Annotated in this window: 19 protein-coding genes and 1 pseudogene; 12 read left to right on the top strand and 8 right to left on the bottom strand. The window is 61.0% G+C overall.

The genetic code is table 11. The annotated features are described in order from the left end of the window. Positions 1-10 precede the first annotated feature (10 nt). The 4 genes from KGA83_RS16225 to KGA83_RS16210 all read right to left on the bottom strand — a co-directional run bounded on the left by KGA83_RS16225 (position 11) and on the right by KGA83_RS16210 (position 4,400). Complete coding sequence (locus KGA83_RS16225; RefSeq protein ID WP_223530185.1) at positions 11-1,558, bottom strand: amino acid ABC transporter permease/ATP-binding protein; 1,548 nt, start codon at positions 1,556-1,558, stop codon at positions 11-13. Between the two features lie 64 nt (positions 1,559-1,622). Further along, on the bottom strand, positions 1,623-2,417 hold the full coding sequence (locus KGA83_RS16220; protein ID WP_108219473.1) for an ABC transporter substrate-binding protein: 795 nt from the start codon (positions 2,415-2,417) through the stop codon (positions 1,623-1,625). 46 nt (positions 2,418-2,463) lie between these two features. Beyond that, the gene (locus KGA83_RS16215) at positions 2,464-3,534 is read right to left on the bottom strand and encodes an isopenicillin N synthase family dioxygenase (protein ID WP_223530184.1); all 1,071 of its coding nucleotides are present in this window, start codon (positions 3,532-3,534) and stop codon (positions 2,464-2,466) included. 14 nt (positions 3,535-3,548) lie between these two features. Further along, positions 3,549-4,400 carry a sugar phosphate isomerase/epimerase family protein gene (locus tag KGA83_RS16210; RefSeq protein ID WP_108219417.1) on the bottom strand — a complete coding sequence of 284 codons (852 nt, stop codon included), beginning with the start codon at positions 4,398-4,400 and terminating at the stop codon, positions 3,549-3,551. Positions 4,401-4,979: 579 nt separating this feature from the next. Here KGA83_RS16210 and KGA83_RS16205 point away from each other — a divergent pair. The 6 genes and pseudogenes from KGA83_RS16205 to KGA83_RS16180 all read left to right on the top strand — a co-directional run bounded on the left by KGA83_RS16205 (position 4,980) and on the right by KGA83_RS16180 (position 12,967). Further along, the gene (locus KGA83_RS16205) at positions 4,980-6,881 is read left to right on the top strand and encodes a potassium transporter Kup (RefSeq protein ID WP_108219418.1); all 1,902 of its coding nucleotides are present in this window, start codon (positions 4,980-4,982) and stop codon (positions 6,879-6,881) included. A 99-nt stretch (positions 6,882-6,980) separates the two neighbouring features. Continuing rightward, positions 6,981-7,172: pseudogene (locus KGA83_RS29845) on the top strand (Zn-dependent hydrolase); the annotation flags it as partial. Positions 7,173-7,382: 210 nt separating this feature from the next. Beyond that, a complete protein-coding gene (locus KGA83_RS16195; protein ID WP_223530183.1) occupies positions 7,383-9,287 on the top strand; it encodes a sigma-54-dependent Fis family transcriptional regulator in 1,905 nt (634 codons plus the stop codon). Then, on the top strand, positions 9,287-11,005 hold the full coding sequence (locus KGA83_RS16190) for an ABC transporter ATP-binding protein (RefSeq protein ID WP_108219420.1): 1,719 nt from the start codon (positions 9,287-9,289) through the stop codon (positions 11,003-11,005). Before KGA83_RS16195 ends, KGA83_RS16190 begins: the two co-directional genes overlap by 1 nt. Then, entirely contained in the window at positions 10,995-11,672 is a 678-nt protein-coding gene (locus KGA83_RS16185) for a S8 family serine peptidase (RefSeq protein ID WP_223530181.1), read from the top strand. The genes KGA83_RS16190 and KGA83_RS16185 overlap by 11 nt, the downstream gene beginning before the upstream one ends. Beyond that, positions 11,669-12,967: an NAD(P)/FAD-dependent oxidoreductase gene (locus KGA83_RS16180; protein ID WP_223530179.1), complete on the top strand. Its 1,299-nt coding sequence runs from the start codon at positions 11,669-11,671 to the stop codon at positions 12,965-12,967. The genes KGA83_RS16185 and KGA83_RS16180 overlap by 4 nt, the downstream gene beginning before the upstream one ends. Positions 12,968-13,056: 89 nt before the next feature. On the opposite strand, the gene KGA83_RS16175 is transcribed toward KGA83_RS16180, so the two are convergent. Continuing rightward, a complete protein-coding gene (locus KGA83_RS16175; protein WP_223530177.1) occupies positions 13,057-14,547 on the bottom strand; it encodes an aldehyde dehydrogenase family protein in 1,491 nt (496 codons plus the stop codon). A gap of 277 nt (positions 14,548-14,824) precedes the next feature. Between KGA83_RS16175 and KGA83_RS16170 the strand changes: the two genes are divergently transcribed. From KGA83_RS16170 to peaD, 5 genes are all read left to right on the top strand, one after another. Next, positions 14,825-15,079 carry a DUF1652 domain-containing protein gene (locus KGA83_RS16170; RefSeq protein WP_108219424.1) on the top strand — a complete coding sequence of 85 codons (255 nt, stop codon included), beginning with the start codon at positions 14,825-14,827 and terminating at the stop codon, positions 15,077-15,079. 374 nt (positions 15,080-15,453) lie between these two features. After that, positions 15,454-17,034, top strand: coding sequence for a quinohemoprotein amine dehydrogenase subunit alpha (peaA, locus tag KGA83_RS16165; RefSeq protein WP_223530176.1), 1,581 nt, complete (start codon positions 15,454-15,456; stop codon positions 17,032-17,034). Between the two features lie 80 nt (positions 17,035-17,114). After that, a complete protein-coding gene (gene peaB, locus KGA83_RS16160) occupies positions 17,115-18,545 on the top strand; it encodes a quinohemoprotein amine dehydrogenase maturation protein (RefSeq protein ID WP_223530175.1) in 1,431 nt (476 codons plus the stop codon). 1 nt (position 18,546) lies between these two features. Beyond that, positions 18,547-18,870, top strand: coding sequence for a quinohemoprotein amine dehydrogenase subunit gamma (gene qhpC, locus KGA83_RS16155; RefSeq protein ID WP_008016081.1), 324 nt, complete (start codon positions 18,547-18,549; stop codon positions 18,868-18,870). Positions 18,871-18,891: 21 nt separating this feature from the next. Next, the gene (peaD, locus tag KGA83_RS16150) at positions 18,892-20,010 is read left to right on the top strand and encodes a quinohemoprotein amine dehydrogenase subunit beta (protein WP_223530174.1); all 1,119 of its coding nucleotides are present in this window, start codon (positions 18,892-18,894) and stop codon (positions 20,008-20,010) included. A gap of 153 nt (positions 20,011-20,163) precedes the next feature. Here the strand turns inward: peaD and KGA83_RS16145 are convergent, their stop codons facing one another. After that, the gene (locus KGA83_RS16145) at positions 20,164-20,565 is read right to left on the bottom strand and encodes a lysozyme inhibitor LprI family protein (protein ID WP_223530173.1); all 402 of its coding nucleotides are present in this window, start codon (positions 20,563-20,565) and stop codon (positions 20,164-20,166) included. Between the two features lie 62 nt (positions 20,566-20,627). Continuing rightward, positions 20,628-21,026 (bottom strand): GFA family protein, encoded by a 399-nt coding sequence (locus KGA83_RS16140; RefSeq protein WP_223530172.1) that lies wholly within the window; start codon positions 21,024-21,026, stop codon positions 20,628-20,630. Between the two features lie 197 nt (positions 21,027-21,223). Here KGA83_RS16140 and KGA83_RS16135 point away from each other — a divergent pair, with 197 nt between their 5' ends. Further along, the gene (locus KGA83_RS16135; RefSeq protein WP_115947516.1) at positions 21,224-21,703 is read left to right on the top strand and encodes an SRPBCC family protein; all 480 of its coding nucleotides are present in this window, start codon (positions 21,224-21,226) and stop codon (positions 21,701-21,703) included. A 296-nt stretch (positions 21,704-21,999) separates the two neighbouring features. Here the strand turns inward: KGA83_RS16135 and inhA are convergent, their stop codons facing one another. Then, positions 22,000-22,686: an isonitrile hydratase gene (gene inhA, locus KGA83_RS16130; RefSeq protein WP_108219431.1), complete on the bottom strand. Its 687-nt coding sequence runs from the start codon at positions 22,684-22,686 to the stop codon at positions 22,000-22,002. Positions 22,687-22,723: the final 37 nt, after the last annotated feature.

The following is a 22,723-nucleotide window of genomic DNA, read 5'->3' as shown; positions in this document are numbered from 1 at the left end:
GCACCCATGCTCATGCATGATCCAGCGTTGCAGCCAGGCTTGGCGATCGAGCACTGATTCCCATGAAGCGCCGCACTCGTTCTCCTTTGGCATCGCATCGTATGGTTTCAGGGGCGGCATCCAGTTGGATATTACCGTTCTCCATGAACACGACCCGGTCGGATATCGACATGGCAAAGTCCATTTCGTGGGTCACGATCAGCATGGTCATGCCTTCTTTCGCCAGGTCGCGGATCACGCTCAGCACGTCGTTGACCAATTCCGGGTCGAGGGCCGAGGTCGGCTCGTCGAACAGCATGATCTGCGGCTCCATCGCCAGGGCTCGAGCGATCGCCACGCGCTGCTGTTGCCCGCCGGAGAGCTGGTGCGGGTACTTGTGGGCATGGGCCAGCAGGCCGACCTTGTCCAGTAGCGCATAGGCACGATGTTCACTCAGCTCGCCCGGCTGGCCGTGGTAACGCGGCGCCAGTGTGACGTTGTCAAGAATGGTGCGGTGCGGGAACAGGTTGAAGTTCTGGAACACCATGCCGATGTGCCGCACGCCTTTGCGCAGGCGGGAGCCATTGGGTTTGTTCGAAGCCTCGATGAATTTTTCGCCGAACAACAGAATGTCGCCGGTATCGATGGTTTCCAGGCCGTTGACCGTGCGGATCAGCGAAGTCTTGCCGGAACCGGATGGCCCGATGATCGAGACCACCTGGCCGCATTCGACATTAAGGTCGATACCCAGCAGCACCTTGTGCGTGCCATAGCTCTTCTGGATGTTCTTCAGTTGCAGGATGGGCGTCGCGTTAGTGCCTGCTGCCTTGCGCGCAGTGCCGGGCAACGCTTCGGCACTGGCCTTGAACCTGGCGATGGTGGACGCGTCGAGCGTGTGCGGCTTGCGCAGGTTCAGGTCCAGGTAGCGCTCCAGGCGCTGCAGGAAATAACCGAACACGGTGACGATCAACACGTAATAGACGCCTACCGCCGCCAGCGTTTCCATGACCAGGAAGTTGGTGGCATAGAGGCGTTGGCCGACTGTGAGGATTTCGGTCAGGGAAATGACCGAGACCAGCGATGTCAGCTTGACCACCGTGATGTATTCATTGATCAAGGTCGGCAGCGAAATACGGAAAGCCTGGGGGATCACGATCAGCCGTTGCATGCCCAACAGGCCGACACCCAGCGCACGCCCGGCTTCCTTCTGGCCCTTGGCCACGGAGATCAGGCCGCCACGATGGATTTCCGCCATGTACGCCGCTTCAGTGACCACCAGGGCCAGCAGACCTGCGTAGAAGGGGTTGGACAGAATCGATCCGCTACCGGGAAACAATTGCGGCAGGTTGTAGACGAACACCACCAGCACCAGCAACGGGATGCTGCGGAAGAACCAGATGTAGACCGCTGCGGGAATGCGCACCAAGGGCGATTGGGACAGCTTGGCCGTGGCCAGGACAAAACCCAGCAGCATGCCGATGAACCAGGCCAGGGCACTGAGCTGGACCACCGTGACGCAGGCACTCCAGAAGTCCGGCAGGGAGAACAGGGAGAAGAAATACGACCAATCGAATGGCATGGGGCACCTCGATCTGCCGCCCCGGTGCAGGGGAGGCAGATGACCAGACTACAAGGACAGGTTCTTAGTTGGCAGTCGGTTCTTCCAAACCATATTTCTTGAGGACTGCGGCGTATTCACCGCTCTTTTTGCTCTCCTCGAAGGCCTTCTGCACGGCCTGGAAGGTTTCGTCGTTACCTTTCTTGACGAAGATGCCCAGGGTTTGCTGATAGATCGGATGCTCGGTGGTGATCACGACCCGGCCGTTGGTCTTTTCCGCGATCATTTTTGCCGCGCCGGCGATTTCGACCTGGGCCTGGATGTTCCTGGACAGCAGGGCCTGGGTCACTTCGGGGGCTGAGGGGTATTCGCTGACGGTGATCGCCCCTTTGTTGTTCGGCACGCAGTATTCATCGGACAGCTTCCTGAATTCCTTGACCCAGGTCGTGCCCTGTTCCAGGCCCAGTTTCAAACCGCACAGGTCCTCAGGTTTTTTCGCATTGATCTCGCTGCCCTTGGGCACCATGACCGCGGCCCCGGTGTTGGCATAGGCGATGGTCTGGGCCTGGGTCTGGCGCTCCGGCGTGATGTACATGCCGGAAATGATCGCGTCGTACTTGCCGGAGTTCAGGCCCAGGATCAGGCTCGGGAACTTGGTGTCGACGAACTCCACCTTGGCGTTCATCTGCTTGGCCAGAGCCGTTGCCAGCTCGGGGTCCGAACCCACCACATTCTTGTCCTTGTCGTAGGACTCGAAAGGAGGGTAGGTGATTTCCATGCCGACCTTGAACGTTTCTGCCGCGGCCATGCTCACCGTGGCACCGAACATGCCGGCTGCCAATACAGCCAGGCTCAAAAGGTTTTTCTTGTTGTTTTTCATCATGTACTGACTCCGGCGTAGGTAGGGGGGTAGCTGAAAATTTCAATCAGGACGGTTGCGCCTGATTTTTCAAATGTCCGAAACTGGCGGGCTTGCGTGCCTTGCCTGGCAGCTGAACTTCCCCGTTGGCCACCCTCTGGCGCAGATACCGATAGGTCTGCAGCGCCTGGCCATACATGTGTTCGCCGATGGTGATTTCTTCGTAGTCGTTGCCTGCCTGGGCGAACCCGGGCAGCGGCTTGATCTGGGTGTGATAGTCGCAGGCATAAAACAGCGGAAAGGAATAGCGCTCCTCCTTCACGCTGCGCACCCGATGCGCAGTGGCAACGAAAGCGCCTGCCGTCATCACTTCCAGCATGTCGCCGATGTTGACGACAAAGGCATCGGCCATCGGTGGTGCATCGATCCACTGGCCAAGATCGTTCATCACCTCAAGGCCCGGTTTGTCGGCCAAAAGGATGGTGAAGCACTCGTAGTCAGTATGGGCGCCAAGACCCGGTGCATCATGGGCGGCACCGTCGAAGGGGTAGTGGATCAGGCGCAGCTTGGACGGCGGACGGGTGACCAGGCTGTCGAAATAGTTTTCTTCCAGGCCCAGGGTCAGGGCGAAGCCGCCGAACAGGCGCCGGCCCAAGGCGAAGATGGCTGCATAGTAGGCCTGTACCGACGCCTTGAAGCCTGACAGCTGCGGCCAGTCGTTGGGCCCCAGCAACGGAGTGTTGGCCAGCACCAGCGGGTCATCGGCCGGGACTTCGAAGCCGACGTCGAAGGCTTCCTTGTGGTCCGGCTTGCCCTTGGAGTAGACCTCTTCGCCTTCGGGCACAAAACCCTTGTGGGTTTGTGAGGTGCCGATGTAGTAGCGCATCTTGGTGTCGAAGGGCTGGTCGAAAAAGTCCTTGGCAGCCTGGCGCAGGTTGGCGATCAGTTGCGGGTCGATGCCGTGATCGGTGATATAGAGGAACCCGACCTCGCTGGCGGCGCGCCCCAATTGCTCGGCCACGGCCAGGCGGTGTTCCAGTTCAACGCTGAACAGACCGGCGATGTTGACCACCGGAATGCTGTTGAAGTTGGCTTTGTGTGTGTCAGTGCTGGCGCTGTTGTGTTTATTGTCAGGCATGACGCATCGGCTCCCTAAGGATGGCTTGAGTGGCTGAAACGCTCGAAGTGTTCGCGCTCGGTCTGGCCCATCCACACGTTCAATGACCACAGGTCGGCGACCGGGACATTGGTGAAGGGCAAATGATGCAGGTAGCCGTCGGCGCCGAATTCCGGGGTCAGGGTGCTGACTTGGTAATCGCGGGCTTGCTGCGAGCGCCAGATGCTTTCCCAGTGCTGCTGATGGAACGCCAGTTCTTTGGCATATTCGGGCGCCGCCGGGTGCGGAACCTGCGGGCCCTGGTCGTAACCGACCCGGGCCTGGATATGGTGAACCCGCTCGATGAAAGCGCTCAGGTCATCGGCCGGGTCATTCAACAGACGCTCGCAAGTCACGACCCAGTGGCTGATGTCACTGGTGAACAACAAGTCGGGCAGTTGGCGGATCAACTCCAGGGTCACCCAGGGGTTGAACAGCGAACGCGAGCGGTGAGTCTCGAAACTGCAGACCTGGCCGTGCTTGCGCGCCAGATCCAGCGCCTGGCCAAAAAATTCAACTTGTTGTGGCAAGGACCAGCGATCGTTGCCCGCCAGCACGTTGACGAAGCGTGGGCCGAGTTCGGCAGCCCAGGCGAGTTTCTGGTCGAGGTCATCGAGGTGAACGGCGGGCGTTGCCGACTGGTCAGGCAGCACGTCGTACGCGGTGAAGACGGTGCTGATATAGCCCAGGCGATTGGCCTGGAGAAAAGCGCCGAACTCGGCCCGTTCACGGGCGTCCAGCGGCAGGCGTGCTTCCATGCCGTCAAAGCCCGCGTGCAGCAACTCCTCGAGCGCCTGAGCCTTGCTGGCGGTATAGCCCCACAGCGTGCGGAAAATTTCCAGCTTCATCGGTGATCCTCAAAAATCCCAGGGTCTGCTGCAAAAGCACTTCGACGGCGCCCGGCTGCGAAGAGGCTGGTTCGCTGTGGAGTCGATGTTAGGCACAGGCCGCGCGGTGAAAGAATCTGAAAGTTCAAATGAATACTTCAGACTTTCACTAACAAATAGCTAGCTATTTATCTCGTTTGCCAGGAGGGGTTTTATGGGCGAGAACGTGTCTACGTTGGCTATTAGCGAGAGATGCCATTGTTACGGCATCATTTTGAAGAGTTCCAAGCGACACCGGGCTGCTGAGGGTTCGCTTTTGACTGTGCTGCCTGTCGTGCAGGGCTGCAAGTGACTCAATATGTCAGTCCGGCAATATCGAGCACACCCGGCACCGCCAGATCCAATCTGATGATTTGAATGGATAGAGTTCGTATCGCCGTAAATTTTTACGCATTCTTTACGACTGCCGTTTCAGCCCTCAAAGATACTGGCCGCGACTTTTCAGATCGTCCATGCGCCTCGAGGCTTCAGTGGCCTGGGCATATTGTTTTGCCCAAGGATGGCATGCACTTCCTCCCCGCAATTCGAGAGAAGCGACCCTTGAGTGAAACAGCAATCGGAGCACATGAAAACCCGCAATCCAAAACGTCAGGACTGGGCCTGCTCGTTGCCGCGGTCGGAGTGGTTTACGGGGACATTGGCACCAGCCCTCTGTACACGTTGAAAGAAGTATTTTCTGGTCACTATGGCGTTCAGGCCAACCACGACGGCGTGTTGGGTATTCTGTCGTTGGTCTTCTGGTCACTGATTTGGGTCGTCTCGATCAAATACGTGCTGTTCATCCTGCGTGCCGACAACCAGGGCGAAGGCGGCATCATGGCCTTGACGGCTTTAGCCCGCCGCGCGGCCGCCCCTTATCCGCGCATGAGTAAAATACTCGTTCTGCTTGGCCTGTTCGGTGCGGCGCTTTTTTACGGGGACAGCATGATCACCCCGGCCATTTCGGTGCTCTCTGCGGTTGAAGGTCTACAACTGGCGTTTGACGGAATCGAACACTGGGTCGTGCCCTTGTCAGTGATCGTGCTGGTGGCGCTGTTCTTGATACAGAAACACGGCACCGCTCGCATCGGTATCCTGTTCGGCCCAGTGATGGTGCTGTGGTTTGTCGTGCTGGGTGCGCTGGGGATCTATGGCATTTTCCAGCGACCGGAAGTATTGCAAGCGCTCAATCCGTACTGGGGAGCGCATTTTTTTATCGCTCATCCGGGAATCGGTGTGGCCATCCTTGGGGCAGTGGTACTCGCGCTGACGGGCGCCGAAGCACTGTATGCAGACATGGGACACTTCGGTCGCAAACCCATTGCCCGCGCGTGGTTCATTTTGGTACTGCCAGGACTTGTACTCAACTATTTTGGTCAAGGTGCCTTGATCCTGGAAAACCCTGAGGCGGTGCGCAATCCATTTTATTTGCTCGCGCCGGGCTGGGCACTGCTGCCGATGGTCGCACTCTCCACACTGGCTACCATCATCGCCTCTCAAGCCGTGATCTCAGGCGCATTTTCCCTGACCCACCAGGCCATCCAGCTTGGGTATGTTCCTCGCATGTTTATCCAGCACACCTCCAGCCTGGAGCAGGGACAGATCTACATCGGCACGGTCAACTGGGCATTGATGGTCGGTGTTGTGCTGCTGGTGCTTGGTTTCGAGTCGTCCAGTGCATTGGCCGCCGCTTATGGGGTCGCTGTGACGGGCACCATGTTGATCACCACCATCCTGTCCTCGGCTGTCGTCCTGTTGCTATGGAAAACCCCGCGCTGGCTGGCCATTCCGATGCTGCTCGGTTTTCTGCTGGTAGACAGCCTGTACTTCGCGGCCAATGCTCCGAAGATCTTCCAGGGCGGTGCGTTCCCGGTGATTGCCGGTATTGGCCTGTTCATTTTGATGACCACCTGGAAACGGGGCCGCAAGATCATTGTTGAACGGCTGGACGAAACCGCGCTGCCTCTACCAGTATTCATCGGTAGCATCCGCACGCAGCCTCCTCATCGTGTACAAGGTACGGCGGTATTTCTGACAGCCAGGTCCGATGCCGTTCCGCATGCGCTGCTGCACAACCTTTTGCATAACCAGGTTTTGCATGAGCAAGTGGTGTTGCTCACCGTGGTGTCTGAAGACAGCCCTCGTGTGAGTGCTGATCGACGGTTTGAGGTTCAAGCATATGGCGAAGGGTTCTTCCGGGTCAGCCTGCACTTCGGCTTTATCGAGGAGCCCGATGTCCCTTTGGCGTTGAGTCTCTGTCACTTGGCTGAGCTGGACTTCAGTCCGATGCGCACCACCTATTTCCTGAGCCGGGAAACGGTGATCCCGACCAAGCGCATCGGCATGGCCCGTTGGCGAGAAGGCCTGTTCGCCTTTTTACTCAAGAACGCCAACAGCAACCTCAAGTACTTCAAGTTGCCGTTGAATCGGGTGATAGAGCTGGGCACACAGGTTGAGATGTAAGGAATTCTGCTAGCTTGTACTTCCCCGACTTTCCCCACGGGATGTGGAAAAAAAGATGAAAAATCGACGGGCGCTCACCAACGGTTCCCGGACTCCACCGAGGGGACCGTCAGTGGCGCCGGACATTACGCGATCCACCTGGCGCGGTACTGCCCGACGGCCATGGTGTTCATCCCGTGCGTGGGCGGCCTGAGTCACAACGAAGCCGAAGACGTACTGCCCGAAGACGTGCGCCAGGGCACGGATGTTTTGCTCAACGCTGTGTTGGCCCGCGCCGGGAAAATCGACTGAACGCAGGCCCACATTGTCCGATGTTGACCACACATTTTTGGTTCAACACAGTCAAGTGTGGGAGCGGGCTTGCTCGCGAAGAACGATAACTCGGTCTATCTGGTGAATTACAAGCGCCCTACGGCACTTGCCATAGCCCTTACGTTAACGTAAAGATTGCGCCAGGGCGCCAACGTATGAAGGCGCAGGGCGGATGACCCGGAGCGCTTGATGACGCTAATAAAAACAAACTCCCCCAAACAGCATCGCGAAGCCCGGCTGGCCCGGGAAAAGTTGCACCTGGAAGGCGAAGTGCCGGATGGCGTCCTGCGTGCGGAAATCGATGCTTCGTGGCGACGCAGCCTGAGCCATGGCGTGCATTTCAATGCCAAGCACGAGCTGGCGCTGGAATCGAGTGCCAGCCTTGACGTATTGCTGGCCAACAATCGCTTGCTGATCGACGCCGCGCTGCCGGCGATCGATTACCTGGCCGAGCGTCAGGGCAAGGAAGGGCTGATCATCCTGGCCAACTCCGACGCCACCATCCTCGCCGTCGAAGGCCGCGCCGACCGTCTCAAGGGCAGCGGCTTGCAGGACATCACCCTGGGCGCCTGCTGGAGCGAAGCGGTCCGCGGCACCAACGCCCTCGGCACGGCACTGGTGGAAGCCCGGCCGACCCTGATCGATTGCGGCGAACATTATCTGGATCGCCTCAGTGATTTTTCCTGCACTTCGGTGCCGATCCATTGCCCCCAGGGCGACATTCTTGGCGTCCTCGACCTGACCCGCGAAGGCCCCCTTGGCCGCGCCCACGACAGCACTGCGCTGCTGGCCATGGCGGTCAGCCAGATCGAAAGCCGGGTGTTCAACGCCAGCTATCCGGACGAAATCGTGCTGGCCTTCCACAGCCGCAGGCAGTATCTGGAATCCCCGTGGCAAGGCCTGCTGGCGGTGAGTCTCGGCGGGCAGATCCTCGCGGTCAGCGCCCAGGCTTGCCAGTTGCTCCACGCCGAGCGCTCGGCCCTGGTCGGTCGGCGCTGCGAGGAGTTTCTCGGCGTCGACGGCTTGCAGTTGTTGGCGCGCCTGCATCAGGGCGGGGCCGGCAGCCTGCAAACCGCCAAGGGCGAGTTCTTCTACAAAACCCTGCGCGCGCCGCAACGCTCGATCAACGTCAGCAGCCCACCGCGCACTGCGGCGAAAACTGCCAAGGCACAACCGGATCTGGAAGCGCTGGCCGGCAGCAATACACGCTACGCCCGCGCCTTGCGCATGGCCCGTCAAGGCTTGGCCAATGAGTTACCCGTCTTGTTGCTGGGCGAAACCGGCACCGGTAAAGAGGTCATCGCCCGCGCCCTGCACATGGCCGGAGCGCGCTGCGACAAACCCTTCGTGGCAGTGAACTGCGCGGCCATTCCTGAAGGCCTGATCGAGTCCGAACTGTTCGGCTATCGCGAAGGCGCGTTCACCGGTTCACGCCGGGGCGGCATGGTCGGGCGCCTGCAGCAGGCCCATGGCGGCACTTTGTTCCTCGATGAAATCGGCGACATGCCCCTGGCCTTGCAGGCCCGACTGTTGCGGGTGTTGCAGGATCGCAAGGTCGCGCCCCTGGGCGCAGGCGAAGAGCAGGACATCGACATCGCGCTGATCTGCGCCACCCACCGCGACCTCAAGCGTCTGGTGGAAGAAAAGCACTTTCGCGAGGACTTGTTCTACCGGGTCAACGGCATCAGCGTGATGCTTCCGGCCCTGCGCGAACGCGAAGATTTCGCCGCGCTGGTCAGTCGCATGCTGACGACACTGGGCGCCCCCAACGCGGTCCTGCACGATGATCTCGATCGCTTGCTCGGCGGTTATCACTGGCCCGGCAACATCCGCCAACTGGAGATGGTCCTGCGCACCGCGCTGGCCATGCGCGAACCGGGTGAAACCGTGCTGACCCTCGACCACTTGCCCGACAGCATGCTCGACGAGTTGACCGCCAGCGAACGGCCCCAGGCCGGCAGCATCCGGGAAAACGAACTGGAGCTGATCCGGCAGTCCCTGGACACGCACCAAGGCAACGTCTCGGCCGCCGCCGACGCACTGGGCATCAGCCGCGCGACCCTGTATCGCAAGCTCAAACAGTTGCGTTCGTAATGCAGCGCTTGATCGTTCGGCTGATCGACAGCCAGAACCCCGAGGCGCTGCAAGCGTCACTGCGCTGGTTGTACAGCTTCGTGCGCCCCCATCGCCTGGCGATTGCCGGGTTGCTGGGTTTGTCGGTCTGCGCCTCGGCGCTGGTGCTGGTGCAGCCGTGGCTGACCAAACTGCTGATCGACGACGGCCTGCTGGCGCGCAACTTCCCGATGCTGGTATTGATCGCCGGGTTGATGATCGTCGCCGGGTTGCTGGGCACGGCGCTCTCGGGCATCAACCGCTACCTGCACACGCGACTGTCCGGGCGCATGCTGTTTGCCTTGCGCGACGACCTGTACCGGCATTTGCAAACCCTGTCGCCGAGCTTCTACGGCCAGCGGCGCATCGGCGACCTGATGTCGCGCCTCGATGGCGACGTCGCGGAAATCCAGCGGTTCGCCGTGGACTCGCTGTTCTCGGCGGTGTCGAGTGTGATCGGTCTGGTGGTTGCCATCGCGATGCTGTTGACGTTGTCGTGGAAACTCTCGCTGCTGGCGGTGGTGCTGATTCCCCTCGATGTCCTCTGGCTGCGCTGGATGCGGCGCAAGGTCGAGCGCGATGTGCGGCAGTTGCGCGAGCGTTCGGCGGACATGTCGTCGTTCATGGTCGAGACGCTGCCGGTGATGAAGTTCATCCAGTCCGCCGGCCAGCAACAGCGCGAAGCGCGGCGCCTCGAGACGCTGGGGCAGGGCTACATGAGCCAGTTGCTGCGCCTGCAAGTCACCGAGTTTTTCACCCAGGCCGTGCCCGGTACGCTGACCTCGCTGTCCCGGGCCTGCGCATTTCTGATCGGCGGTTACTGGGTGGTGCAGGGCACCTGGCAGCTCGGTGCCCTGATTGCCTTTTCCACCTACCTGGGCATGGCCGTGGGGCCGGTGCAAAGCCTGCTCGGGCTGTACGTTGCCATTCAGCGGATGACCGTCAGCCTCGGCCGGGTCATGGAGTTGCGCGGCGAACAACCGACCGTGTCGACGCCTGTCACGCCACGCCCGATGCCGAGTTCCGGTGACCTCTGGTTCGACAACGTGCACTTTGCCCATCCCGGTCGCCAGTCGACCCTGCGCGGCATCGAAGCACGGATCCCCTACGGCTTGAAAGTGGCCCTCAGCGGCGGCTCCGGCGTGGGTAAATCCACCCTGATCGACCTGCTGCAACGTCATCACGATCCACAATCGGGCCGGGTCCTGCTGGGTGATGTCGATCTGCGCGAACTGGATCTGTTCCAGTTGCGTCGGCGCATTGCCATCGTCAGCCAGGACATCGTGCTGTTTCGCGGCAGCCTCGCCGACAACCTGGCCTACGCGGTGCCGGACGCCAGCCGCGAGGCGATTGCCGACGTGGCGCGGCTGGCGCAACTCGACAGCCTGATCGAGTCCTTGCCCGAAGGCCTCGACAGTCCGTTGGGCGAGCGCGGTCAGCAGTTGTCCGGTGGGCAGAAGCAACGCATCGCGATTGCCCGTGCGCTGTTGCAGGACCCTTTGATTCTGGTGCTCGATGAAGCCACGTCCGCGGTGGATGAAGCCACCGAGCGCGAAGTCATCGACGCCATCGACCGCTTGTTTGCCGGGCGCACGCGCATCCTGATCAGCCATCGCCCATCAACCCTGGCCGATGCCGATCTGCGTTTCGAATTGCTCGACGGCGTGCTGACCTCGAAAACGGTGCTGCATGAAACCTGAGTTGCGCGTGGGTGTGGTGGACAGCGGCCACTCGGCGGCACAGCGGATGCGAGTGATCGCCGGTCGGCGCTTTGCATTGCTCGAAGACGGCCTGGCCGAGGGCGATTTGCGCGACGATCCGCTGGGGCATGGCAGTGCGGTGATCGAGGCGATCGGCCGGCGTGCACCCTCGGCGCTGTTTTGCGTGGCGCAGGTGTTCGACCAGCGCGGTGTCACCAGCGCCTTGCAGATCGCCACGGCGATTGACTGGCTGCTGGCGCAGGACGTGCGACTGATCAATCTGAGCCTTGGCCTGCGTCAGGATCGCAGCTTGTTGCGCGCAGCCTGCGCGGCAGCGGTGGCACGGGGCGTGCTGCTGTGTGCGTCGAGTCCAGCCCAGGGGGAAGGGGTGTTTCCGGCCAACTATCCGCAGGTGTTGCGAGTGACCGGCGATGCGCGCTGCGCCGAGCAGGAATGGTCGTGGCTCAACAGTGCCCAGGCGGATTTCGCTGCGTGTGTGCAGGGCACCTATCCGGGGCAATCCGGAGCGAGCCTCGGTTGTGCCGCCTTGAGCGGGCACATCGCCGGGTTCCTCGCCGAACAGCCTGGCGCCAGCAATCAGCAAGTCGTCGAGTGGTTGCGCGAGCATGCCCGTTACCGTGGCCCTGAACGGCGCTTCGAGCCATGACCGACATCGTCATTCTTGGCGCCGGACCGGCCGGCGCCGCGGTCGCACTGGGGCTGCGGCGGCTGGGCCATGGCGTCACGCTGATCAGCGAATGGCGCCGGTTTGCGGCGCTCGAAGGTGTATCCGCACGGGTTCTTGAGGCATTGCGCAGCGCCGGCCTGCAGCATGCACTGGCGGATGCGGCGTTACCGTCCCAGCGCCAGGTCTCGTGGAATGGCCGGCAGCATGCGCAGAACGTCGAGTATCTGCTCGACCGCCCGGCTTTTGACCGAGGCCTGCGCGAGGATTTGCGCCTGGCGGGGGTTGAGCTGATCGAAGGCCGGGTGTTGACGGTTCAGTCATCGACCAATGGCCATCGAGTCGAAATCGACGGCCGCGAACCGCTGCTCGCAGCGTTTCTCGTCGAGGCCCGCGGACGTCAGGCTCCCGCTATCGGCAAAGGCTTGCGCGGCCCCGAGACGGTCAGCTTGCTCAATCGCTGGCAGGGTTCGCCGGGCAGCACCGCCAGCGCCGTGGAAAGCCTCGAGGATGGCTGGGCGTGGATGGCGCGGCGCGCCGATGGTCAGTGCTACTGGCAATGGACAGTGGACGTGGCCAGCGCCGGGTTGCCGGGCAAGGCCATGTTGCTCGATTACTGCCGGCAGCGGCGCCAGGGTTCGCGGCTGGCCACGGCATTTTTTGCAGGCGAAGCGGAAAGTGATCTGCAGCTGCACGCCCGCAGCAGCACGGCGATTCTGAGCCCGCAGGTGTGTGGCGAAAACTGGATTCGGGTCGGCGATGCGGCTATGGCGGTGGACCCGTTGTCGGGCAACGGGATCTTTCAGTCGTTGTCCTCGGCGTTGCAGGCTCCGGCAGTGATCAACACGCTGCTGTGCAAACCCGAACGAGCGGCTCTGGCCCAGCGTTTCCACCAGCAGCGGGTGGAGCAGTTGTTTTTGCGTTTTGCACGGACCGGCCGGGATTTTTATGCCGATGAGCAACGCTGGCTGGACCAGCCGTTCTGGCAGGCACGACGGAACTGGCCGGATGCCGAGGTGGCCCATGCAGGGGGTAATTTCAATGCGCTGAGGGTTGAGCGGGCGCCGGTGTTGCGTGATGGGTGGGTCGATGAGGCCGAGGTGGTGATCACGGTCGATCAGCCGTTGGGGATCTGGCATGTGCAAGGGGTTGAGGTGGCGGCGTTGGTGCAGAGGTTAAAGCAGGGCGAGCCGGCGGATCAGGTGTTGGCCGGTTTGACGGTGGAGCAGGGAAGGATGGTCAGGAGTTGGTTGATGGGGCAGGGATTCAAACCGTAGGAGCTGCCAAAGGCTGCGATCTTTTGGTTGCCTCAAACGTACCGAGGATCAAAAGATCGCAGGCTTCGCCAGCTCCTACAAAAACTGTTTCACAGTTTGATCAACACCGACTTCAGCTCGGTGTAATGCTCGATCGCCGCATACCCCATCTCACGCCCGACCCCGGACATCTTGTAGCCGCCGAACGGCAGCGCCGGGTCCAGGGCGCTGTGGCAGTTGACCCACACCGAGCCTGACTTGATGCGTGGAATCATCCGGTGCACCGCCGCCAGGTCATTGGACCAGATACTCGCTCCCAACCCGTAAGGGCTGTCATTGGCCATGCGCAGAGCATCGGCTTCGTCATCGAACGGGATGGCCACCAGCACCGGGCCGAAGATTTCTTCCTGCACCAGTGAGTGCTTCTGATCGACGTCGACGATCACCGTCGGCTTGACGAAGAACCCCGGCCCGAACTGCTCACCACCGCAGGCAATGGTCGCACCGCTTTCCCGGCCCTTTTCGATGTAGCCGTAGACGCGCTCCTGCTGGCGCGCCGAGATCAACGGGCCCATTTCGACGCTCGGGTCCAGGCCGTTGCCCAGTTTCATGGCGTTGGCGATGTCGCTGATGTCCGCCACCACATTGTCGAAATGCTTGCGCTGTACATACAGCCTGGAACCTGCGCAGCAGACCTGGCCCTGATTGAAGAAAATCGCGCTGGCCGCCCCGGCCGCAGCGGTTTTCAGGTCGGCGTCGGCCATGACGATGGTCGGCGATTTACCGCCCAGCTCCAGGGTGACCCGGGTCATGGAGTCCATGGCGATCTTGCCGATCTGCTTGCCCACGGCGGTGGAGCCGGTGAAGGTCAGCTTGTCCACCAGCGGGTTGTGAGTCAGGGCCGAACCGGCAGTGATGCCGGTGCCGGTGACCACGTTGAACACGCCTTCGGGATACCCGGCTTCCAGCACCAGCTCGGCGAGTTTCAATGCGGTCAGCGGGGTTTCGTCGGCGGGTTTGAGCACCACGGTACAACCGGTGGCCAGGGCCGGACCGAGTTTCCAGCAGGCCAGCAACAGCGGGAAGTTCCAGGCAACGATGGCGCCGACCACGCCCACCGCTTCGCGACGGATGAAGCTGTGGAACTGGTCGTTGGGCATCAGCGGTGCCGACACGTCAACCGTAGAACCTTCGATCTTGGTCGCCCAACCGGCCATATAGCGCAGGAAGTCGATGGCCAGTTGCACGTCCATCACCTGGGCCACCGCCGCACTTTTACCGTTGTTCAGGCATTCCAGTTGCGCCAGCAGCTCGGCGTCGCGCTGCATCAGGTCGGCGAGTTTCCATAACAGATTCTGCCGCTCCCGGGGGCGGGTGCGGGTCCAGGTTGAATCGTCGAACGCCTGGCGGGCGGCAAGCACCGCGCGATCGACATCCGCAGGCGTTGCCCGTGGCACCACGCACAGCACTTCGCCGGTGGCCGGGTTGTGCAGGGGCATGGTCTGGCCGTCGGCGGCCTCGACCCAGCCACTGCCGATCAGCATGCGCGGGGCGCGTTGGATGAACGCCGAAGTGGCGGGAAGCACGTTTGGGAGCGACATTGGCGAGGCCTCTTGTTGTTCGTGAGAACCGGGCTTTCGCAATGGCTGTGCCAAGTCCCCCAAAGCGCCGGTCGGCCGTGGTCGGGCGGGGTTTTTGCGCAGCAGATCAAGGGGGCCGGGCAGGGGTGTTTGTCGCATTTCGCGACAGCCGGTGAGACGACGGGCAACCTGTTCGCGATCTTGAGAGCACCTGTGGCGAGGGCTAGAATTTTCTCGCCTGGCGGGCGAAATGACGGAGCATTGTCCCGGCAATACATCTGGCGTGAGGGAGGCAGCGATGAACCTTTCAACACTGGAAATCCAAAACATCATTGAACACAGTTTTCTGCCGTCGGTATGCACGTGCAGCGTGGCGCCGGATCAGTCCCTGACCATTCGCGTGTGTGATTGCGTGACCGGCAAAGTCGACCTGGTGGCGACCCACGTTCCGCTTTGGGAGCTGAATTCACCCCACGCGATTGCGACGCTGGTGGTGCAGATGCAACAGGAAATCAACGCGCACAAAGGTGTGCACCCGACGTTTAACAGTTGAACCGAGGCCTGCCGCACTACACGCGTGGTGCGGCGCAGGCCTTTGGGCAATCCTCCCCGATCCCCTTTTCTTACCGGCTGGGCAGGCCCCGTCAATCGGCGGGCGATGAGCTGTTCAGGCCGGGCAACTACGCTGTCTCAGACTGCAACAACTGTCGCGAAACTAGACGCGGCAGATCGCGTCCGGGCATGGCCCAATGAGGTCAAATCAGCGTAAGTGATTGATAAAAAAGCTTATCGGCAAGCTGGCACGCTCTGTGTATTGCACATCTCAGACGTTTCTCTTGCCTCCGTCAGCGGATCAAAGCCGACGGCAGAAACCATAAAAACGATAAGCCACAACAATAAGAACGCACCGTGCGAGGTTCGACGTTGATGAAGAGAAAACTCCGATCAGGCATGAGCGCCAGCCTGCTGGCCGTAGCCGCTTGTGTAGCGCTGCATTCGCCTCATAGCCTGGCAGCCCGCGACGCCCAGACCATCCTCAAGGAAACCTGTCAGGGCTGTCACACCCCCGAAGCCGATAACAGCCTCAGCCGTATCAGCCATCAGCGCAAAACGCCGGAAGGCTGGCTGATGAGCATCGCCCGCATGCAGACCATGCACGGCTTGCAGATCAGCGATGACGACCGCCGGACGCTGGTCAAGTACCTGGCCGACACCCAGGGCCTGGCGCCGAGCGAAACCGACGGCGTGCGTTATGCGCTGGAGCGTCGACTCAATACCGTCGAGCAGTTCGACGACCCAACCAGCCAGATGTGCGGGCGCTGCCACTCCGGTGCGCGGGTGGCCCTGCAACGGCGTCCGGCGCAGGAGTGGGAACGCCTGGTGAACTTCCACCTCGGCCAGTGGCCGTCCCTGGAGTACCAGGCGCTGTCCCGGGACCGCGACTGGTTCGATATGGCCCGCAAAGACATGGTGCCGCTGCTGGCCAAGCGTTATCCGCTGGACAACCCGGCCTGGAAAAAATGGCAGAGCGCGCCACCAAAGGCCGAGGCCCTGGTGGGCGACTGGAGCTTCAGCGGCCACTTGCCGGGCAAGGGTGAACTGGCCGGTGTCATGAGCGTAACCGCCGATGGCAGCGACACCTTCAAGGTCAGCGTCAAAGGCCAATACGCCGACGGCAGCCCGTTCAATGGCGACGGCAGTGCGATTCTCTACACCGGCTACGAATGGCGCGGCAACGTGACCATCGATGGCGTGACCATGCGCCAGGTGTTCGCCGCCCAGGGCAATGCAATGCAGGGCCGGATGTTCGAGGCCGAGCACGACGAGCGCGGCCTGGACTTCGTTGCCGCCAGACAAGGTTCCAGTCGTTTGCTGGCGGTTCAGCCGGGCTATCTGAAAGCCGGCAGCGAAACCGAAGTGACCCTGATCGGCAGTGGCCTGACCGGCAAGCCGGACTTCGGCAAAGGGGTGCAAGTGCTCGAAGTCGTCTCGCAGAGCCCGCAGCAGATCAAGGTCAGGCTCAAGGCCGCCGCCAATGCCCAACCGGGTGCGCGCGCGGTCAGCGTCGGCACGCTGAAAGGCCCGAGCCTGTCGGTGTACAGCAAGATCGCTTCGGTCAAAGTGGTGCCGGAGTTCTCGGTAGCGCGGATCGGCGAGGGCGGCGGTTCGACGCCGAAAGTCCAGGGCCGTTTCGACGCGGAAGCCTGGGGCAAGGGCGCCGACGGCAAGCCGTATCGCATCGGTGTGTTCCCGGCGCAGTGGAAAGTAGAGGCCTTCGACGACCGCGCCAGGGAAGACGAAGACGTCAAGTTCGCCGGCACCATGCAGGCCGACGCCGGCGTGTTCACCCCGGGCGATGCCGGGCCGAACCCGGCACGCAAGATGTCCACCAACAATGCCGGCAACCTCAAGGTGATCGCCGCCGTCGACGACGCAGGGAAATCCCTGACCGGCGAAGGCCACATGATCGTGACCGTGCAACGCTGGAACAATCCACCCATTCCCTGATGTGCCTGGCATTCAACGATTCAGACACTTTTCGGAATGATCGCAGGCCCCGCATCCGGGGCTTGCACAGGAGGTTGGTTATGGGCGCTATCTTGAATCTGGTCGAACGCAATCTGCACGAAGTGCAGGTCGATGCCGACCGCATGCTATTTCACATCCCCAGCAGTTCGCTGTTCGCCAGCGATGAGTTGACGGGCACCATCATCGATACCCTGCGCGGCCCTGGCTGCTCCTCGGACGACCTGATCCAGCGCCTGGCCGCGCGTTTCAACGGCGAGGAAATCACCGAGACCCTGCGTGAATTGATGGCCCTGGAACTGGTCAGCGACGGCTCGCCGCTGACCCCGGACATAGCCACCAAGCGGGTCGAGCGCACGGCCATCAACACCGTGGTGCTCAACGTCAACACCGGCTGCAACCTGAGCTGCACCTATTGCTACAAGGAAGACCTCGACAAGCCGTCGGCGGGCAAGAAGATGGACGTCGAAACGGCGATTGCCTCGGTGGAAATGCTGCTGCGCGAATCCCCGGACGAAGAGCGTTTCACCGTGGTGTTCTTCGGCGGCGAACCACTGAGCAACCGCAAACTGATCGAGTACATGGTCGATTACTGTGAGAAGCGTTTTCGCGAGGCCGGCAAGTTCGTCGAGTTCGTGATGACCACTAACGCCACGCTGCTCACCGAAGAAACCGTGGACTACCTCAACGCCCACCGCTTTGGTTTGTCGGTGAGCATCGACGGGCCGAAGACCGTGCACGACCGCAACCGCATCACCGTGGGCGGGCAGGGCACCTATGACGTGGTGCGGCGCAAGGCCGAGATGTTGCTGTCGCGCTACAACAGTCGTCCGGTGGGCGCGCGGGTGACCCTGACCACCGGCGTGACCGACGTCGAAACCATCTGGGATCACCTGTTCAACGAACTGGGTTTTGCCGAAGTCGGTTTCGCCCCGGTGACCTCCGGCGATATCAGCACGTTCAACCTGACCAGTGACGAGCTGATCGAAGTCTTCGCCAACATGAAGAAGCTCGGTCGTCGTTACCTGGAAGCAGCGCTGGAGCACCGCAACATCGGCTTCTCCAACCTGCACCAGCTCATCACCGACATCCACGAAGGCCACAAAAAGGCCCTGCCGTGCGGCGCGGGCCTGAAGATGCTGGCGGTGGATCACAAGGGCGAGCTGAACCTGTGCCACCGCTTTACCGGTTCGAGTCTGCCGACCTTCGGCAACGTCCACAGTGGCGTGAAACAGGTGGAGTTGAACGACTTCCTGTCCCAGCGCCTGGACCGCAGCAACACCGGCTGCGAAGACTGCCAGATCCGCAACCTGTGTTCCGGCGGCTGCTACCACGAGAGCTACGCCCGCTACGGCGACCCGACGCACCCGACCTATCACTACTGCGAACTGATGCGTGACTGGGTCGACTTCGGCATCGAGGTCTACACCCGGATCATGGCCAATAACCCTGCGTTCATCAGCAGCTACATCACTCCGCGCAAGGCTCACTGATATGAAACATCTCAAGGCAATCAATAACAAAGCGTTGAAGCTGGATCAGGCCGCGGATGAAAACCGCATTGAAGAAGTGGTGGCCATGAGTTCCGTGGCGGGCTGTGCCTCGACCACCGACCCTGGCTGGGAAATCGACGCGTTTGGCGGAGTGTCGTCGCTGTGCCAGCCGATGGAGGCCGACCTCTACGGTTGCTCCGACCCTTGCTGGTGGCCGGCCCAGGTGCCCGACATGATGAGCACCTACCCGGACTGGAACAAGGATGCCCAGGCGTCCAACGACAACTGGCGCAACCTCGGCACTGTCTTCCCCAAAGACAAGTGATCACAGAAGAAGGATTCCAGCATGCACAACATCAAAGCCTGCGGCCTGGCCGCGTTCGCCGTCCTGAGCAGCTGTTCTGTCAGTGTTCTGGCCGATGAAAACACCGCGCTGCAAGTCGGTCACGAATACATGGTGACCACCAACTACCCGAACAACCTGCACGTGATCGACCTGGCCACCGACACCCTGTTCAAGACCTGCAAGATGCCCGACGCCTTCGGCCCCGGCACCGTGCAGCTGTCGCCAGACCGCAAGACCGCCTACGTGCTGAACAATCACTATGCCGATGTCTACGGCGTCGAACTGGACAACTGCAAACAGGTGTTCCATGCCAGCATCACCCAGAAGCCGGGGGAGAAAGCGCGCTCGATGTTCGCCTTTACCCTCAGTCACGATGGCAAGGAACTGTTCACCATCGCTAACCCGACGCTGATGATGAACGACCGCTACGAAGTGCAGCAGCCACGGCTCGACGTGTACAAGACCGATGCCGGCATGGATGCCAAGCCGGTGCGCAGTTTCCCGGCGCCGCGCCAGTTGACCATCATGCAGAGCGGTGACGACGGCACGCTGTACGTGGCCGGGGCGGACGTCTACAAGGTCAATGTGCAAACCGGCAAGTTCGATGTGCTGATCCCCAGCCGCCACTGGAAACGCCCGAACTACAGCGCGCCGGACGTGCTCTACGTGTGGAACCAGCAGACGTATCGGCATGACTTCTCGCTGCTGTACACTGCGGCGAAGTTCAAGGACAAGAAACAGGACCCTGCCACCGCCGAATACCTGTATGGCCTGTTCAGTGTCGACCTGAAGACCGGCAAGACCGAAACCACCGATTTCGGCCCTTTGACGGAGATCTACTTCAGCGGCATGCGCTCGCCCAAGGATCCGAACCTGATGTTCGGCGTGCTCAACCGCCTGGCCAAGTACGACATCAAGCAGAAGAAAATGCTGCAGTCCGCCACGCTCGATCATTCCTACTACTGCATTTCCTTTAACAAGGATGGCAGCAAGATCTACCTGGCGGGAACCTTCAATGACGTGGCGATCTTCGATGCCGACAGCCTGAAACAGACGGGTAGCATCAAGTTGCCGGGCGGGGACATGGCGATTACCACGGCGCAGATTTTTGTGCGGTAGTGTGCGGCGCCTGGACTGACGCCATCGCGAGCAGGCTCGCTCCTACAGGGTTCCCGGTCAGGCACAAAACTTGTGTTCACCGAAAATCCACTGTAGGAGCAAGCCTGCTCCGGGCGGCGTTCCGACGAAGAGGCCCTGACAGGCGCTAAAGAATCAAACCCCAGGCACCGGACACCCCAAATCCCCCTCCTGGCACTTCAGGTAAGTCTTGAACGTCATCACCCGCGCCTTGGTCAATTCCGTCACGCAATTGCTATAGATCAGCGGATACACACTCCCGCCTTCCACTCCGGACGCCGAGAACTTGCACTCGGCATCGCGGAACGCAACCCACGCCCGCTGCGCACCCACCCACTGCTTCTTGCTGTCCGGGTTACTCTTGAGTCGCGAAGTGATCTGCTGGTACAGCGCATTCAATTCCTTGTCGGCGGCCGCATTCTGCTGCGCCGCGCACAGGTTCATCGCCGCCTGGTCGCTGGCATTGTCGCAGTCCACGGCGAACGCCATGGAGGTGAACAACAGGGGCGTCAGCGCCAATAACAAGCGTGGGTTCATGCTGGAGTGCTCGTTGTGACCGAAAGAGAGGTGCAATGTAGCGCCGAGGGGCATTCAGCCCGCTACGCTTGCCATTGCGCGTGTTTTTCCACCGAATCGTATTCCAGCCATGGCACGTCATGGGCCGTCCAGATATGCGCCTGGGGCGTCATCTGCGGATCGGTATCCAGTGTCGCCACCCGAACGATCACGTGCGACTGGGCCGGCCGTTCGGCTATCAGGTGTGAACCGCAGGCCGAACAGAAATACCGAAACTTGCCCGGCGACGATTCGTAGCTCGTCAGCCGATCTTGCCCCTTGATCCAGTGAAAGTGCTCGCGCATGACCCCGGCGGTCGATGCAAAAGCCGCTGCGTGTGCCTTGCGGCAGGTTTGGCAATGGCAGTGGCTGATGGGCATGTCCAGGCTATCGAGCTCGTATTCGATGGCTTTGCACAGGCAACTGCCGCGCAATTTTTTCATGGCGCTATCCTTTTCTATGCTGTTTCGAGGGTGAACGTTAGCAGTTTCGACCCTCTGACTTTTGTGATTGCGCCAGAACTATCCGCGTAAATGCAATCGAATGTCTCGGGCATGGTTGATTGCACATCCCGATTGGTACAACTTTAGGGTTGATCGTGTGGTCTTACTGACTACTGTTCAAGTACAGGAGGTGACTTATGAACCCAGCATCTGATCGCATCGAAAGGAAAGTCCTGCTCAAGGCCAAGCGTTCACAAGTCTGGCGCGTGCTGGCCAATGCCGAAATGTTCGGACGGTGGTTTGGTGTGGCACTGGAGGGCAAGCGTTTTGTGGCAGGCGAGTGGACTCAGGGGCAGGTTACCTACCCCGGTTATGAGCATTTGCGCTGGAACGTACTGGTAGAGCGGGTCGAGCCGGAACGGCTGTTTTCGTTTCGCTGGCACCCCTATGCCGTGAAACCGGAAGTCGATTACTCCCAGGAGCCCACCACACTGGTGAAATTCGAGCTCGAAGACATGGACAACGGCACGTTGCTCAAGGTTTCCGAGTCCGGTTTCGATCACATTCCCCAGGCCCGTCGCGAAAAGGCCTTCCGCATGGACAGTCGTGGCTGGGAAGAGCAAATGAACAATATCGAGCAGTTTTTGACCGAAAATGCCAAAGCCCACGAGCAGTAGGGTGGCTGAAGTCGGCTCGGAGCCTGTGGCGTCCAAGGGTTTTCGGAAGGGGGTCTATAGCGAATGTCTTACACGCGATGGTAGCAATGTCGCCTGTTACAAATTGGATCCGATGCGTAATCTTGCCTCACCCACTGAAGCACAGGATGTGCTCAGGATCATGGATGATCGACCATCTGCAAGGAACGCTACGACAAGGAGTCGTCATGGTCTTGGAAAAACCCGCTTCGGCGGGTTTTTTTTTGCGTGCATGAAAAGTCGTGGTGGCAGGAACCGGGGTTCCCGCCACCATCTTTTCACTGTCGGTCGAGTTTCGCCGCCGCACGCTCGGTGATCTGCGCCCGCAGCTTCAATGAGCCGGCAGCCCGCTGGCGAGCCTCCTCCAGCACACTGGCCGGGGCCGTCTCCGGGCTGCCCGCGCTAAACGGTGGGGCCGGGGCGTATTCCAGTTGCAGCTGCACCAGCTCGGCGGTGGCCTGGTCGAACAGCTCGGCGGCCAGGGTCAGGGCGAAGTCGATACCGGCGGTGATGCCGCCACCGGTCAACAGGTTGCCGTCGCGAACCACCCGGTCTTTCACCGCGATTGCGCCCAGCGGCTCGAGCAGTTCGTGATACGCCCAGTGAGTGGTGGCGCGTTTGCCTTTGAGCAATCCCGCCGCGCCCAGCACCAGCGCGCCGGTGCACACCGACGTGATGTAGCGGGCGTTGGCGGCCTGAGCCCTGAGAAAGTCCAGGGGCTGGTCATCTTCCATCAACGGCCCGACGCCACTGCCACCGGGCACGCAGATCACGTCCAGTGCCGGGCAATCATCGAAGGTGGTGGTCGGTTTCAACAGCAGGCCGGTGCTGGCGGTGACCGGCATCAGGTCTTTCCAGATCAGATGCACTTTCACATCCGGCAGCGAGGCCAGCACGTCATAAGGGCCGGTCAGATCCAGCTGCTGAACCTGTGGAAACAACAGAAAACCGATCTGCAACGTCATGGTGTTTTTCTCGTGAAGTGGGTGGACGGTTTGACTG

Origin of the sequence: Pseudomonas sp. GL-R-19 (genome assembly GCF_019956375.1) — a bacterium.
Taxonomy (GTDB): Bacteria; Pseudomonadota; Gammaproteobacteria; order Pseudomonadales; family Pseudomonadaceae; genus Aquipseudomonas.
The sequence above is the reverse complement of the archived record's forward strand: the minus strand, read 5'-3'. Positions and strand labels throughout refer to the sequence as shown.